Here is a 15,576-nt window from a genome sequence, read left to right on the forward strand (position 1 = left end):
GAGGCTCAATGAAACTGATCGGCATGCTGGATTCGCCCTACGTGCGGCGCGTCGCCATCTCCGCCAAATGCCTGGGCATCCCGCTGGAACACGCGTCGGTTTCGGTGTTCAGGCACTTCGAGCAGTTCCAGCAGATCAACCCGGTGGTGAAGGCGCCGACGCTGGTGCTGGATGACGGTGAGGTGTTGATGGATTCAACGCTGATCATCGATTACCTCGAAGCCCTGGCCGCTCCGGGTAAAAGCCTGATATCCGACAATCCGGCTCAACGCTTGCGCTCGCTGCGGCTGATCGGCCTGGCGTTGGCCGCGTGCGAGAAGTCGGTGCAGCTTTACTACGAACGCAACCTGCGGCCAGCGGAGATTCAGTACGCTCCGTGGGTGGAACGGGTCGAGGGGCAATTGGCGGCGGCGTATTCGGCGTTGGAGCGGGAGCTGGAAAAACAGCCACTGAAGACCGACGGCTCGATTGCGCAGGACGGGATTAGCTTGGCGGTGGCCTGGAGTTTTACCAACCTGGTGGTGCCGGATCAGGTGGATGCCGTGCAGTTTCCACTGATCAACGCGTTTACGGCTTATGCCGAAAGGCTTGAGGTGTTTGTCGATACACCGATCGAGTAGGCAGTACGCCGGAAGATAAAACACTGAAAATCCCTGTGGGAGCGGGCTTGTGTGGCGAGGGAGCTTGCTCCCGCTGGGGCGCGAAGCGGCCCCAAAAGCTTTGCGACTGCTGCGCAGTCGAGCGGGAGCAAGCTCCCTCGCCACACAAGCCCGCTCCCACAGGTTCCGCATTGGGCAATGCTCACCACAGGGGCCTGACGATCTGGCCGATTACCGCTTGGCCAATTCCATAATCATCCGCGACAGCAAATAAATCCGCGGCGCCACGCTCTCGACCTCGGCATATTCCTCAGGCGTATGGATATTGCCGCCGACAATCCCGAACCCGTCCAGCGTCGGCGTGCCAACACCCGCGGACAAACTCGCATCTGCCGCCCCGCCGCTGCCTTCTTCCGTCAACTTGCGGCCAATTTCGCCGTAAATGCCTTGAGCCATGGCCATCAAGCGATCCGATTCCGCCGTTTGCGGCATCGGTGGCAAGCCGCGCTTGAGGCTGGTGGTGACTTGCGTATCGGCAATCAGTTTGTCCTTCGACACCCGCGCCAAATCCTTTTCGATCCGGTCGAATTCCTCCGGCACCGCCGCCCGCACATCAGCCTTGGCCGTAGCCTGATCCGGAATCACGTTGGTGCGGTCGCCGGCCTTGAGCACGGTGAAGTTGATGGTGGTTTTCTTCGCTTCATCGCCCAGTTTGCCGAGTTGCAAAATCTGGTGCGCGGCTTCCATGGCAGCGTTACGCCCCAATTCCGGGGCAACGCCCGCATGCGCAGCCTTGCCTTTGACCTCGACCACGGCAGTGGCGCTGCCTTTGCGCCAGACCACCAGGCCATCGGCCGGGCGGCCCGGTTCGAGGTTGAGGGTCACGTCGTGGGCCTTGGCGGTTTTCTTGATCAGGTCGGTGGCGACGTCCGAGCCGGTTTCTTCACTGGCATCGAGCAGGAAGGTGATCTGCGCGTAGTCCTTGAAGTCGAGGTTCTTGAGGATTTTCAGCGCGTAGATCCCGGCGACGATGCCGCCCTTGTCGTCCATCACACCCGGCCCATAGGCGCGGCCGTCCTTGATGTGGAACGGGCGCTCGGTGGCGGAGCCTTCCTTGAACACAGTGTCCATGTGCGCCATCAGCAGGATCTTCGCCTTGCCGGTGCCTTTGAGGGTAGCCAGCACATGGTTGCTCTCGTCCGGGGTGTTGGGCACCAGTTCGATGGTGGCACCCAGTTTCTTCAACTCTTCGATGGCGATGTCACTCACCTGGGTCAGGCCCGGTTCATAGCCGGAGCCGGAGTCGATGTTCACCAACCGTTCCAGCAGTTTCAAGGCTTCAGCCTTGTACTGTTCGGCATCGGCGAGGACTTGTTTGTGGGGTTCGGCGAAGGCTGCCGGGGTGAAGGTGCCGAGGGCGAGGGTCAGGCCAAGGCTGGTGGCCAGGAGGGAGCGCGGGAGCTTGAACGTCATGAATCGATCCTTGTTTCGTGTCGGGGTCTTTAGACCCTACCTGACTACGACGCAAGGCTCTACACCGGATGCGACACATACAAACCTGCATGACCACACATTCCCTGTGGGGGCGGACCTGTGGCGAGGGGGCTTGCCCCCGTTGGGGAGCGAAGCGCCCCTGAAACCAGTCACCGCGATCTTGAATTAGAAAGCGGTGACCGGTTTTACGACTGCTTCGCAGCCGAACGGGGGCAAGCCCCCTCGCCACAGGTCCGCTCCCACGGGTGATGTGTGCATATTTGGTTACACAGAATCAAGCAACTCTTTACGCGGCTTGCCGTCGCCATGGCAAATGACGCGGTTACGGCCGGTGCTCTTGGCTTCGTAGAGCGCCTGGTCGGCGTCGTTGAGCCACAGGGTCGCTTCGTCGTGGGCCGGGTTGAAGGCCGCCAGGCCGATGCTCAAGCTGACCTTCAGCGCCGGGTTCTGCTCGTAACCCAACGTGGCGAAACGAGCACGCAGCGCATCCATCGCCACGGCGGCGCGCTCCAGCGGCAGGTCCGGCAGCAGCACGCAGAATTCGTCGCCACCATAGCGGCCGGCGACATCGGCAGCCCGCAGGTTCTGCTTGAGGATTTTGCTCAACTGACGCAAGACGATGTCCCCGGCGACATGGCCGTAGGTGTCGTTGATGGTCTTGAAATGATCGATGTCGATCAACGCAATCGCCCCGCCCTTCTGCTGGCGCCGGCAACGCTGAAACTCGATTTCCAGCTGGTCTTTCCAGGCGCCGTGATTCAGCAGGCCAGTCAGGCTGTCGGTGCGGCTCAGGGCCAGCAACTCGCGCTTGTGTCGGCCGAGAGTGTGGGCCTGACGGAAGCAGATCCAGCCCAGGGACATCGGATAAATCGACAGTAAAGGTAAACAGGCGTATAGCTGAAATGGACTGGTTTGCGGGACAAAAGCCGGCATGAACACCAGCAGCCCGAGGCCGATCCCAAGCACCTGCACAACGGCGCCCACCAACAGAAAACGCAAGCCACCGATGGCCACGTTGTGCATCGCCATCATCGACAGCGTAGCTGCGCTGGGCAGCGGATTGAACTGCATGGCGGCCACCCAGAAACCGCCAAGAAACGCGTCCAGCAGAATGTTGCGGTGTTCAGCGTGATAAGGAATTTTCGCCCGACGCGCCCATTGATAGGCCACATGCGGCCAGATGACGCCGTTGAACAGCATCACCACCCAGACCCAGGGCGCGGGGTCGAGTGGATACATCCCTGCACCGACACACAATAGTCCAAGGGCCAGACCCAGGATGCGCGACCCATAAAGCCTCCTGGCCAATGAAAGTCCCTTTCCTCCCTTTTTTTCCATAGAGGCCTCTGTACTACTGAACCGAGCCTGACATCACATGGGTGAAAGTGATTGAAGTCTATCAGGGGAACGGCGAATAGCCATCACCGGATGACGGTCTGACAGCTGGTAGCTCCAATAGTGTGGCATCGCGATGAGGCGAGTGCCCAATGTTTGTCTATACATGAAGTAAGGGATCGATAAACCACGATAAACAGGAGGCCGCTGCAGAGGCTCCGCCAACCACCTTCCGTCCTGATCACTGCAAAAGGAATAGCCTGATGCTTTTGTTGGTTGTCGCTATCGCCGTTTTCGCGGCCTGGAGCTGGTTGAGCTACCCGGCCATCGGTTACTGGCTCTATGACTTGAACATGGCGCTGGAGGCCCGGCTGTATCGGTTGCACAAGCTTATCGTGCCGATCACCGAAATGACCGTCTCGACCTGGCAAGGCGGACCCTACGAAGCCTCCAGCAACATACTGATGCTGCACGGCTGCAGCGCCGACAAGAATATCTGGCTGCGCTTCGCCCGGCATTTTGTCAACGACTACCGGGTGATCATCCCCGACCTCGCCGGCCATGGCGAAACCGGCTTCAAGGCCGGTGGTGGCTACGACATTCCGGTCCAGGCCAAACGATTGATCCAGTTGCTCGATGTCTGCGGCGTCGAAAAGGTGCATGTGATCGGCAACTCCATGGGTGGCTACATCGCGGCATGGCTGGCGGTCAATTACCCCGAGCGTATCGTTTCACTGGCGCTGCTCGATCCGGCTGGCGTCACTGCCCCGGAGCCCAGCGACATGGAGCGCCACCTGGCTCGCGGCCATAACCCGTTCCTGATTCATTCCCGCGAAGAGTTTCAGCATTTCTACGCCATGACCATGGCTTCGCCGCCATGGGTACCGGGGATCGTGCTGGACGCCGTCGCCCAGCGCTACGAACAGCAGCGCGACGAGCTGGAAGAAATCTTCAGGGACTTCCGGGCCAGCCCGCCGATGGAGCCAAAACTGCCCGATATCAAATGCCCGGCGCTGCTGCTTTGGGGGCGCAAGGACCGCTTGATCGACGTCAGCAGCGTGCCCGTCTGGAGCAAGGGCATCGCCGATCTGCGGGTGGAAATCTGGGACGGAGTCGGCCATATGCCGATGGTTGAGCAGCCGACCAAAACAGCACGCTTGTACCGGGAGTTTTTGCGGGCGCATCACATGACCCCCACCGCCTCGTAGCAGCTGCCATGGGCTTTTTTTGGCGGATAATTCGGGGGGATGCTCGGCGATTCATACGAGGCGCGATTGATGAACATTCTTTACGACGAACGCATCGACGGCGCCCTGCCCAATGTCGACAAGGCGGTGCTGCTCAAGGCCTTGCAACAGGAGGTGCCGGACCTGGACATCCTCTGGCGCGAGGAAGAACTCAAGCCCTACGAATGCGACGGTCTCTCGGCCTATCGCACCACGCCGATGCTGGTGGCCCTGCCCCGACATCTTGAACAGGTGCAGGCACTGCTCAAGCTCTGCCATGCCCGGAATGTGCCGGTGGTGGCACGTGGGGCCGGCACCGGGTTGTCCGGCGGTGCGCTGCCGCTGGACAAAGGCGTGTTGCTGGTGATGGTGCGATTCAACAACATCTTGCACATCGACCCCGCCGCCCGCACCGCACGGGTCCAGCCAGGGGTGCGCAACCTGGCGATTTCCCAGGCAGCGGCGCCCTTCGGTTTGTATTACGCACCGGACCCGTCCTCGCAAATCGCTTGTTCAATCGGCGGCAACGTCGCGGAAAACGCCGGTGGCGTGCATTGCCTCAAGTACGGCCTGACCGTGCACAACCTGCTGAAACTCGAAATCCTGACCCTTGAAGGCGAACACTTGACCCTCGGCGCCGACTCGCTGGACGCGCCGGGGTTTGACCTGCTGGCGCTGTTCACCGGCTCCGAAGGCTTGCTGGGGATCATCACCGAAGTCACGGTCAAACTGCTGCCCAAACCCCAGGTCGCCAAAGTCCTGCTGGCCAGTTTCGATTCAGTGGAAAAGGCCGGGCGCGCGGTGGCCGAAATCATCGCCGCCGGGATCATCCCCGGCGGCCTGGAAATGATGGACAACCTGGCGATCCGCGCCGCCGAAGACTTCATCCACGCCGGTTACCCGGTGGACGCCGAAGCGATCCTGCTGTGCGAACTGGACGGCGTCGAAGCCGATGTCCATGACGACTGCGAGCGAGTCCGCGAGGTGCTGCAACAGGCCGGCGCCAGCGAGGTGCGCCAGGCCCGGGACGAGGCCGAGCGCGTGCGGTTCTGGGCCGGGCGCAAAAACGCCTTCCCGGCCATCGGCCGCCTCTCGCCGGATTACTACTGCATGGACGGCACCATCCCCCGCCGCGAACTGCCCGGCGTACTCAAGGGCATCGCCAGCCTGGCGCAAGAATATGGCTTGCGGGTGGCCAACGTGTTCCACGCCGGCGACGGCAACATGCACCCGCTGATCCTGTTCGACGCCAACCAGCCCGGCGAACTGGAACGGGCCGAAGCCCTCGGCGGCAAGATCCTCGAACTGTGCGTGAAAGTCGGCGGCAGCATCACCGGCGAGCACGGTGTGGGCCGGGAGAAAATCAATCAGATGTGCGCGCAGTTCAACAGTGACGAGTTGACCTTGTTTCACGCGGTGAAAGCCGCGTTTGACCCGCAGGGGCTGCTCAACCCTGGCAAGAACATCCCGACCCTGCACCGCTGTGCGGAATTCGGCGCGATGCACATTCACGCAGGAAAACTGCCGTTCCCTGAGCTGGAGCGTTTCTGATGGTGGATTTCGATGCCAGTGAAGCCCTGCTCGACCAGGTCAGGCAGGCGCTGGAAAACGCCACGCCGCTGCGCATTCAGGGAGGGAACACCAAGGCGTTTCTCGGCCGTGAAGTGGCCGGCGAAGTGCTCGACACCCGCGCCCACTGCGGCATCGTCAGCTATGACCCGACGGAACTGGTGATCAGCGTTCGCGCCGGCACACCGCTGAGCGAACTGTTTGCCGCGCTGGATGCCGCGGGGCAAATGTTGCCCTGCGAGCCGCCGTCGTTCGGCGAAGGCGCCACCGTCGGCGGAATGATCGCTGCGGGGCTGTCCGGGCCGCGGCGCCCGTGGGCCGGCTCGGTGCGCGATTTTGTCCTCGGTACGCGGGTGATCAGCGGCCTGGGCACTCACCTGCGCTTTGGCGGCGAAGTGATGAAAAACGTCGCCGGTTATGACCTGTCGCGCCTGATGGTCGGCAGCTACGGCTGCCTTGGCGTGCTGACCGAAGTCTCGCTCAAAGTGCTGCCCAAACCCCGGCAATGCCTGAGCATCAGCCTGGACATCGACTGCGCCCGCGCCTTGGCCAATCTGGCGCAATGGGGCCAGCAACCGCTGCCCATCAGCGCCGCCAGCCACGACGGCCAGCGTTTGTACCTGCGTCTGGAAGGCGGCGAAGGCTCGGTCACGGCGGCCCATCAACGGCTCGGCGGCGAACCGTTGGACTCGGCCTATTGGTCCGACCTGAACGAACAACGACTAGACTTTTTCAATGAAGGCCTGCCGCTGTGGCGCTTGTCATTGCCCAACAACCTCGGGCCACTGGACTTGCCCGGCGAGCAGTTGATCGACTGGGGTGGCGCGCAACGCTGGTTGAAATCAGCAGCCGATAACATTCAATCACTGGCTCAGCAGCACGGCGGCCATGCCACCTGTTTCAGCCATGGCGTCACAGAAATGCCTTTCCAGCCCCTGGCCCCGGCGCTGCTGCGCTATCACCGGCAACTCAAGGCGCAACTGGACCCGCAAGGGTTGTTCAACCCCGGCCGGATGTACGCGGAGCTGTAAGATGCAAACCAATCTCAGCGAAGAGGCCCGACAACTGCCCCGCGCCGAAGAAGCGGACAAGATCCTGCGCACCTGCGTGCACTGCGGATTTTGCAACGCTACATGCCCGACCTATCAACTGCTCGGCGACGAACTGGACGGGCCACGCGGGCGCATCTACCTGATCAAGCAAGTGCTCGAAGGCGCCCCCGCCACGGCACAGGCACAATTGCACCTGGACCGCTGCCTGACCTGCCGCAACTGCGAAACCACCTGCCCGTCCGGGGTGGATTATCACAACCTGCTGGACATTGGCCGCGCCGTAATCGATCAAGCGGTGCCACGCCCGGCCAGTCAACGACTGTTGCGTCAGGGCCTGCGGGCATTGGCGCCGAACCCGAACCTGTTCAAGACCCTGCTGCAGATCGGCGCCACTTTCCGGCCGTTGCTGCCACGGGGTGTTGAGGCGAAGTTACCCCACGACCTCCCTGCTCCGGGCGAACGCCCTGTCCCTCGGCATGCGCGCCAGGTGTTGATGCTCGAAGGCTGCGTACAACCCGGTCTGTCACCGAACACCAACGCCGCGACGGCGCGGGTGCTGGATCGGCTGGGAATCAGCGTGATTCCGGCGCCGGAAGCCGGTTGTTGCGGTGCGCTGGACTATCACCTCGACGCCCAAGCCGTGGGCCTGGACCGCGCCCGACGCAACATCGACGCTTGGTGGCCGCACCTGGAAAGCGGCGCCGAAGCCATCGTGCAAACCGCCAGCGGCTGCGGCGCATTCATCAAGGATTACGGGCATCTGCTGGAGCGCGACCCGGTTTATGCGGCGAAGGCCCGGCGGGTCAGCGAACTGGCGCTGGACCTGGTGCAAGTGCTGGCCGATGAGCCGTTGGAGCGAGTCTGCGCCGCCACCGACCGGCGGATCGCCTTCCACTGCCCCTGCACCTTGCAGCACGCGCAAAAACTCGGCGGCGCGGTCGAGACCGTGCTGACGCGGTTGGGCTTCAATCTCACAGCGGTGCCCGACAGTCATTTGTGTTGTGGCTCGGCGGGCACCTATTCGATCACCCAGCCGGAGCTGGCCCGGCAACTGCGCGACAACAAACTCAACGCCCTGGAAAGCGGCCACCCCGAAATCATCGCCACCGCCAACATCGGCTGCCAGAGCCACCTCAACAGCGCCGGGCGCACCCCAGTCAGGCACTGGATCGAATTGGTGGACCAAGTGCTGCGTTAACCGAACACTTCCGCGTTGCAAGAACAGTCCTTGGCAGAATGAAGTTCGTCAGAAACTTCGTTTGTCGGCGCCGCCGAAGGCTGCGATCTTTTCCGGCATCCGTTACGTCACTGCGCCAGGAATTTTTTTCATGAGCCACCCGAATTTCGTCAGCCCTGACCTGATCCGCCAACGCTTCTCCAAAGCGATGTCCGACATGTACCGCGAAGAAGTGCCGCTGTACGGCGCGCTGATGGAACTGGTGGAACAGACCAACCGCCACGTACTGGACAGCGACCCGCAAATCGCCCGACAGCTGCACAGCACCGGGGAAATCCAGCGGCTGGACCTGGAACGCCACGGTGCAATCCGCGTCGGCACCGCCACTGAACTGGCGACCCTCGCCCGCCTGTTCGCGGTGATGGGCATGCAACCGGTGGGCTATTACGACCTGACCCCGGCCGGCGTGCCGGTGCATTCCACTGCATTCCGTGCCGTGCATGAGGCGGCGTTGCAGGTCAGCCCCTTCCGGGTGTTCACCTCGCTGCTGCGCCTGGAACTGATCGAAGACACCGAACTGCGGGCCTTTGCCCAGTCGGTACTGGACCAGCGTTCAATCTTCACCCCGGCAGCGCTGACGCTCATCGAACGCGCCGAAACCCAGGGCGGCCTGACCGAATACGAGGCGCAGGACTTCGTCGCCCAAGCCCTGGAAACCTTCCGCTGGCACCACAGCGCCACCGTCACCGCCGAACAGTACCAACAACTCAGCGCCCAGCATCGACTGATCGCCGACGTGGTGGCGTTCAAAGGCCCGCACATTAACCACCTGACGCCGCGCACCCTGGACATCGACATCGTCCAGGCACAAATGCCCGCCCACGGCATTACCCCCAAAGCGGTGATCGAAGGCCCACCCCGCCGCCAATGCCCGATTCTGCTGCGTCAAACCAGCTTCAAGGCGCTGGACGAGCCGATTGCTTTTACCGATCAAGCCGAGATGCGTGGCAGCCACAGCGCCCGCTTCGGTGAAATAGAACAACGCGGCGCAGCGCTCACGCCCAAGGGTCGGGCGCTTTACGACCGCTTGCTCAATGCTGCCCGGGATGAACTCAAGGAATTCCCCAACGAAGCCAATGCCGCACGCTACAACGCGCTAATGACGCAGCACTTTGGCGAATTCCCTGACACCGTTGAGGACATGCGCCAACAGGAACTGGCGTACTTTCGCTACTTCGTGACGGAAAAAGGCCTGGAGGCGGATGGGCTGAAAGACGCGTCGCTGGAGGATTTGCTCCGCGACGGGTATGTACGGGTTGAACCGCTGGTGTACGAAGATTTCCTGCCGGTCAGTGCGGCGGGGATTTTTCAGTCGAACCTGGGGGACGCGGCGCAAACCCACTATGGTGTGCACTCGAACCAACAGGCGTTCGAAAAGGCGCTGGGGCGGTCGACGATTGATGAGTTGGGCTTGTATGCCGAGACGCAGCGGCGATCGATCGAAGAGTGTTTTGCAGCATTGGGTTTGAAGGTTACCGATTAGGCGTTATGGCCGCGAAAAGATCGCAGCCCTGCGGCAGCTCCTGCAGGAATACGTATTTCATGCAGGAGGGGCCGCCCCGTCGTTCGTCGCGTCGTTGCAGGCACGGCACGTTTTCGACCTTTTAAGCCGCACCGCCCTTGGCCTGTTGCTCCAGGTGCAGTTGCAGCTCTGGATCGATCTTCAGCGCAGCAGCCAGTTCATCCAGATAATTGCGCTCGGCGTCCTGCTGATCGTCCACCAGCATCACGCTGGCCAGGTACATCTCGGCGGCCATGCCCGGATCCTGGGCGGACTGCGCCACATCGGCGGCGTCCAGCGGCCGGGCGACTTCGTCATCGAGCCATTGTTGCAATTGCGGGTCGTCGGTATGGCGGCCGATTTCGGTGCTGATCATTTGTTTCTCGGCGTCGTCGATACGGCCGTCGGCCTTGGCGGCGGCGATCAAGGCGCGAAGGATGGCGTGACTGTGGTCTTCGATTTCCGGACCGGATAACAGATCAACGGTACGCGGCGCCTGTTGTGGTGCCGAGGCCTGGCTGCGTTGCCATGCCTGATAGGCCTGGAACGCCATCATCCCCAAAGAGGCCAACGCCGCATAGTTGGTGCCGCCCGAGCGCATCTGGCTTGAACCGCCCGAAGGGGAACCGCCGCCCAACAGACCACCGAGCAAACCTCCCAAACCTCCGCCGCCAGCACCGCCACCCGCGCTGCCACCCAACAGGCCACCGAGCAAGCCACCCAAATCGCCCAAGCCGCCTTGAGTCGACGCCGCACCACCACCTTGTTGCGACTGTGGGCCCTGGCCGGCCCGCAGTAATTGCTCAAGCAAATCGCTGGTGTTCATGACGACGTCCTCATTGATGGGCAGAAACTCAGTCAGGCAACGATAGTCCTCGCCGGACATTCCGCCAACTCCGTCTGGCTGACGTCAAAAGGCGCCCCTTCACACTCCTGACAGAAACTGACAGCGCCACCTTTTATGCTGCGTCCACCTTCTAATGGAGCAACCCCATGATCACTCCCCGTTTTATTTTGCTTTTCGTGGACAACCCCGCCGTCAGTGCACGGTTCTATGAGTTTCTGCTGGAGCGCACGCCCGTGGAAGAGTCGCCGACCTTCGCCCTGTTTGTCCTGGACGACGGCTATAAACTGGGGCTCTGGTCGCGGCATACCGCCGAACCTGCAACGACTGTAACGGGCGGCGGGACCGAGCTGGCGTTCCCGGTGGAGTCTGCCGAACAGGTCGATGCACTGTTTGCCGACTGGAGCGCTCTCGGGCTGACCATGGTGCAAACACCGACGGAACTCGACTTCGGTCGCACCTTCGTGGCCCTTGATCCGGATAATCATCGACTGCGCGTGTTCTTCCCTCGTTAAGCTGACGATACAAGCGTGCAGTGCTCAACGCGTACCCCGGATATTTCCGGGGTATTTTTTTGTGCGGCGTCTAAGATTCAAAGGTGGTGAACCTTATCCCCGAAAATCCGGTCGATACCTGCAACCCGACCCGGTTTGCCGACGCCCTCAATAGCAGGGTGATGACTGGCTCGCTTCATTTTCTGGAGAACGCCCCCGTGATATCCACCGTACACATCGCCAGGCTCAAAGCATGGGGCGCCCATGGTTTTACCGCCACCGGCGTGGTCACTGCCTTCCTCGCGACCCTCGCCCTGCTGGAGAACCAGCCCACCCATTGCCTGCTGTGGCTGGGCGTGGCGCTGATCGTCGACGGGCTGGACGGCGCGCTGGCACGCAAGGTCAACGTGCAATCGGTGCTGCCGAGTTTCGACGGCTCGATCCTCGATCTGGTGATCGACTACCTGACCTATGTGTTTATTCCGGCGCTGTTCATCTACCGTTACATCCCGTTGCCGGACTACACCCTGCTGCTGACCGTGTCGCTGATTCTGGTGTCGTCGCTGTTCTGCTTCTGCAACGTCAACATGAAGAGCAAGGACAACTACTTCCAGGGCTTCCCCGCCGCATGGAACGTGGTTGCGTTGTGCCTGTACATCATCGGTCCGTCGCCGTGGATAACGTTGCTCACCGTGATCGGCCTGGCGCTGTTGACCGTGACCCGAATGAAATTCCTGCACCCGTTCCGCGTGCGCCGCTTCATGCCGATCAACATTGCCGTGACGGCCATCTGGTTGCTGTGCAGCTTGTCGCTGGTGCTCAACCATCCGGTCATCAACCCATTGGTGATGAGCCTGTGGCTGCTGATGTCGGCGTACTTCCTGGGGATCTGCATCTGGCGCACGGCGCTGGAGTGGTTCGACGGCTCGCGGCTCAAATAGGCACTGCAATCATGCCCATCCATATCGTGCGACTCGGCGCACCCCGCACCACGAATGAAGGCCTGCGCCTGGGCACGGTACGCCGCCCGCCCCGTGGTGTACCGAAGGCCGAATTCGCCAGCCGCGACTTCTATGATGTGTGGCAACCGCTGCTGTCCCCCAGCCCCGAACTGGTGGCCGAAGCCAAGGCGGCAGAAGATGCCAAAGCCTGGGAGAGCTTCAAGCGCAAGTTCAAGGCCGAGATGAACCATCCCGCGCCCAGTCAGCTGCTGGACCTGCTGGCCGCCCTCTCCCATCAAACCTCACTGGCCGTGGGGTGTTATTGCGAAGACGAAGCACACTGCCACCGTTCTGTATTACGGGAGCTACTGGAAGCTCGTGGCGCAAAAATTGTTTAGCCAAGATGCAAATCTGATCGCTCGCCCGAATGCTCACGGGCAAGCTGAATACACTTCATAGCCAGAATGGTCGTCGGGTCGATCAACGCCACTTGATGACCTTTGATCATGAAGGCCTCGCTATGCTGCAGCACCAGCGGTAACTCCGTACATCCCAGGATGAGCACATCGGCGCCCAGTTCACACAGGTGTTCGGCGGCGATCAGCAGCTGATCTTTGCACAGGCCCTCGGTGAACCCGGCCTTGATCCCAAGCGCCCCATATATCGCATCCATGACCAACGCCTGGTAGTCCACACCGGGGGCGACTATGTGCAACCCGGCTCGCCGGGCCGCCTCATGGTAAACCTGACTTTTGATCGTGCCTGACGTCGCCAGCAGTCCCACTGTTTTCCCGGCGCCGTACTGCTGGACGATAGCCTCTACCGTCTCGGCCAGCATGTTCACAATGGGCACACGCAAGTGTGCCTGGATGCGCTCGACAAACGCGTGAGCGGTATTGCACGGGATCGCAATCGCATTGGCTCCTGCGCTTTCAAGCCGCTTGCAGGTGGCATACATCGCCATCGTCGGATCTGTTTCGTCGTACAGCAGGCTGGCGGTGCGATCAGGAATCTGGGGGTTCTGCTCAACCACCATTTTGATGTGCTCCTGATCGCGGCCGGCTGGTGTATGCGCAACCACCTTGCCCATGAAATCGACCGTTGCCGCAGGCCCCACCCCGCCCACGATCCCAAGCTTGAAGGGTGGGCGATTCGACTGACCTTTCTGCTGGGTCGCGAAGCCGGCATAAATCTCATTGATATCCAACACCGTGATGCCCCGCCGCTGCAGGTCGCCGCAGACCAACGAAAGCTCGGTCATGCCCGGCAAGACCATCGTGGCCCCCTGCTCCTGAAGTGACAGGCAGGCCTGATACACACATTCCAGCGGTACACCGTCAAGGTATCCATCCTTGATACCGTTGACGCCATACATCGCTTCCATCAACCCCGATTGTTCGTCAGCACCTGGATAAACAAGTTTGAAGTCGGAGCCGAAGTAGCGTTCGAACAAACCGGCGTGGCGAACATAGTCTGAGGCGAGAATGCCCAATGCACTGCCGGGTTCAGCGACATGATCTATGTGCCTGCGCAATGCGGCCATCATGTCCAGAACCGGTATGCCTATCTCCTCCTGGATCTCTTCGCGGAAGGTGTGGCTGGCAAAACACGGCAGTACGATCGCGCTGACCCCGCTGGCCTCGAAGGTCTGACAGACCTGGAAAACATAGAACTTTCTCGAGGTCATGCTCGCGCCCCGGTCCAACGGCATCAGGACATCTTTGAACGGGTGCTGTTCGAACAGAAAGTGATAGCGGCCTTGATCCTCGAGCACCGCCCTGGACTTCACCAACTTGTAGAACAGATCGCCGCCGGCCAGTGAGCCAAGCCCGCCAACGATCCCCAATTTGCGTACAAACGACGACTCACGGGACAGCTTCGATTCAGCTTTCATGGTGATAACTCTCAGGCAGTGGCTACAGTGCGAACCGGACGTGGGGATGCCTCGGTTTGAGGAACGTCGTCCGGCTCCTCGCAAGGCTCCGATTTAGCGACCACTGCCGTTGCGATGCTATTGCCCACCACGTTGGTGGCGGTCCTGGCCATATCGAGGAATTGATCGATGCCCAGGATCAGCAAAATGCCCGCTTCCGGCAGATTGAACATGGGCAACGTCGCCGCGACGACAACCACCGAAGCCCGGGCTACACCTGCCATGCCCTTGCTGGTCACCATCAGCGTCAACAAGATGAGAAGTTGCTGTGTGAGGCTCAAGTCAACGTTGTAAGCCTGGGCAATGAACATGATCGCGAAGGCTTGATACATCATCGAACCGTCGAGATTGAATGAATACCCCAGTGGAAGTACGAAGCTGGATACGCGCTTCGGTGCGCCGAACTTCTCCAGCGCCTCCATGGTTTTTGGATAGGCGGACTCACTGCTGGCCGTCGAGAATGCCAACAGCACGGGTTCTCGGATCAACTTGCCCAGCGTAAATACCGAACGCCCCAGAAACAGGTAGCCAGCAGCGAACAACACGCCCCACAGAATCACAATGCCCAGGTAGAACTCGGCAATCAGTTTTCCGTAATCGACCAGCAACCCGAGACCTTGGGTGGTGATGGCCGAAGCGATGGCGGCAAAGACACCGATCGGTGCAAGCGCCATGACATAGTCGGTGATCTTGAACATCACCTTCGCCAGCTCTTCAATGTTGTCGGTGATCTTTGTGTAGCCGGCGCGCTTGACACCTGCCAACGCGAAACCGAAGAACAGCGAGAACACTACAATTTGCAGAATCTCGTTGTTGGCCATGGCTTCAGCAATGCTGCGAGGGAATACGTGGCTGATGAACACCTTGAGGCTGAAGTCCCCCGTGTTTACCGCTATCGGTGCCGCGCCGGCCTGAGTCGCCTGAAGATCCAGGCCTGCGCCTGGCTGGAAAAGGTTCACCAGCAACATGCCGATCAACAACGAAATCACTGAAGCGGAAACGAACCAGGCCATCGCCCTCGCCCCGATCCGTCCTACCGATCGGGAATTGCCCATGCTGGCAATACCGCCGACCAATGTGGCGAAAACCAAAGGTGCGATGATCATCTTGATCAAGCGCAGGAAAATGTCCGTCACCATTGAGAAGTAGGAGGCGATTTCTTTGGCGGCTTTCTCATCCGCTGAAAAATGATGGCAAGCCCAACCTACGATGACGCCCATCGCGATGCCGATCGCGATCTGGCGGGGTAAATTACTTTTTTTCACGGTGCTTTCCTCAAGTGATGTTGTAGCTTTTTTTACTTGGCAGAAGACAAGACTGGATGACCCGATGCTCTGCGGCAGCGGGGCTA

The 15,576-nt window shown here is 60.8% G+C and carries 14 protein-coding genes; 9 read left to right on the forward strand and 5 right to left on the reverse strand.

Annotated elements, in window-relative coordinates:
* Positions 1–8 precede the first annotated feature (8 nt).
* A complete protein-coding gene (locus tag ACCC96_RS02640) occupies positions 9–620 on the forward strand; it encodes a glutathione S-transferase (RefSeq protein ID WP_413694923.1) in 612 nt (203 codons plus the stop codon).
* A gap of 210 nt (positions 621–830) precedes the next feature.
* On the opposite strand, the gene ACCC96_RS02645 is transcribed toward ACCC96_RS02640, so the two are convergent.
* Positions 831–2,072, reverse strand: a complete 1,242-nt coding sequence (locus ACCC96_RS02645; protein WP_019649286.1) for a M20/M25/M40 family metallo-hydrolase — start codon at positions 2,070–2,072, stop codon at positions 831–833.
* A gap of 285 nt (positions 2,073–2,357) precedes the next feature.
* Entirely contained in the window at positions 2,358–3,431 is a 1,074-nt protein-coding gene (locus ACCC96_RS02650; RefSeq protein ID WP_413694924.1) for a diguanylate cyclase, read from the reverse strand.
* A gap of 260 nt (positions 3,432–3,691) precedes the next feature.
* Here ACCC96_RS02650 and ACCC96_RS02655 point away from each other — a divergent pair, with 260 nt between their 5' ends.
* From ACCC96_RS02655 to ACCC96_RS02675, 5 genes are all read left to right on the forward strand, one after another.
* Positions 3,692–4,636 (forward strand): alpha/beta fold hydrolase, encoded by a 945-nt coding sequence (locus ACCC96_RS02655; protein WP_413694925.1) that lies wholly within the window; start codon positions 3,692–3,694, stop codon positions 4,634–4,636.
* A 69-nt stretch (positions 4,637–4,705) separates the two neighbouring features.
* Complete coding sequence (gene glcD / locus ACCC96_RS02660) at positions 4,706–6,205, forward strand: glycolate oxidase subunit GlcD (RefSeq protein ID WP_064617022.1); 1,500 nt, start codon at positions 4,706–4,708, stop codon at positions 6,203–6,205.
* Positions 6,205–7,254, forward strand: coding sequence for a glycolate oxidase subunit GlcE (gene glcE / locus ACCC96_RS02665; RefSeq protein WP_413694926.1), 1,050 nt, complete (start codon positions 6,205–6,207; stop codon positions 7,252–7,254). The genes glcD and glcE overlap by 1 nt, the downstream gene beginning before the upstream one ends.
* A gap of 1 nt (position 7,255) precedes the next feature.
* Positions 7,256–8,473 carry a glycolate oxidase subunit GlcF gene (glcF, locus tag ACCC96_RS02670; RefSeq protein WP_413694927.1) on the forward strand — a complete coding sequence of 406 codons (1,218 nt, stop codon included), beginning with the start codon at positions 7,256–7,258 and terminating at the stop codon, positions 8,471–8,473.
* A gap of 130 nt (positions 8,474–8,603) precedes the next feature.
* On the forward strand, positions 8,604–9,995 hold the full coding sequence (locus tag ACCC96_RS02675; protein WP_413694928.1) for a VOC family protein: 1,392 nt from the start codon (positions 8,604–8,606) through the stop codon (positions 9,993–9,995).
* A 121-nt stretch (positions 9,996–10,116) separates the two neighbouring features.
* Here the strand turns inward: ACCC96_RS02675 and ACCC96_RS02680 are convergent, their stop codons facing one another.
* Positions 10,117–10,899 (reverse strand): tellurite resistance TerB family protein, encoded by a 783-nt coding sequence (locus ACCC96_RS02680; protein WP_413694929.1) that lies wholly within the window; start codon positions 10,897–10,899, stop codon positions 10,117–10,119.
* A gap of 107 nt (positions 10,900–11,006) precedes the next feature.
* Between ACCC96_RS02680 and ACCC96_RS02685 the strand changes: the two genes are divergently transcribed.
* The 3 genes from ACCC96_RS02685 (at position 11,007) to ACCC96_RS02695 (ending at position 12,690) form a co-directional block, all read left to right on the forward strand.
* On the forward strand, positions 11,007–11,372 hold the full coding sequence (locus tag ACCC96_RS02685; RefSeq protein ID WP_413694930.1) for a VOC family protein: 366 nt from the start codon (positions 11,007–11,009) through the stop codon (positions 11,370–11,372).
* Positions 11,373–11,569: 197 nt separating this feature from the next.
* On the forward strand, positions 11,570–12,292 hold the full coding sequence (gene pcsA / locus ACCC96_RS02690) for a phosphatidylcholine synthase (protein WP_026345825.1): 723 nt from the start codon (positions 11,570–11,572) through the stop codon (positions 12,290–12,292).
* Positions 12,293–12,303: 11 nt separating this feature from the next.
* The gene (locus tag ACCC96_RS02695) at positions 12,304–12,690 is read left to right on the forward strand and encodes a DUF488 domain-containing protein (RefSeq protein ID WP_413694931.1); all 387 of its coding nucleotides are present in this window, start codon (positions 12,304–12,306) and stop codon (positions 12,688–12,690) included.
* Here the strand turns inward: ACCC96_RS02695 and ACCC96_RS02700 are convergent.
* Entirely contained in the window at positions 12,687–14,186 is a 1,500-nt protein-coding gene (locus ACCC96_RS02700; protein ID WP_413694932.1) for an amino acid racemase, read from the reverse strand. The genes ACCC96_RS02695 and ACCC96_RS02700 overlap by 4 nt on opposite strands.
* A gap of 11 nt (positions 14,187–14,197) precedes the next feature.
* Positions 14,198–15,490, reverse strand: coding sequence for a dicarboxylate/amino acid:cation symporter (locus ACCC96_RS02705; RefSeq protein ID WP_413694933.1), 1,293 nt, complete (start codon positions 15,488–15,490; stop codon positions 14,198–14,200).
* Positions 15,491–15,576 lie beyond the last annotated feature (86 nt).

Source organism: Pseudomonas sp. Pseusp11 (genome assembly GCF_047304405.1).
Classification (GTDB): Bacteria; Pseudomonadota; Gammaproteobacteria; order Pseudomonadales; family Pseudomonadaceae; genus Aquipseudomonas.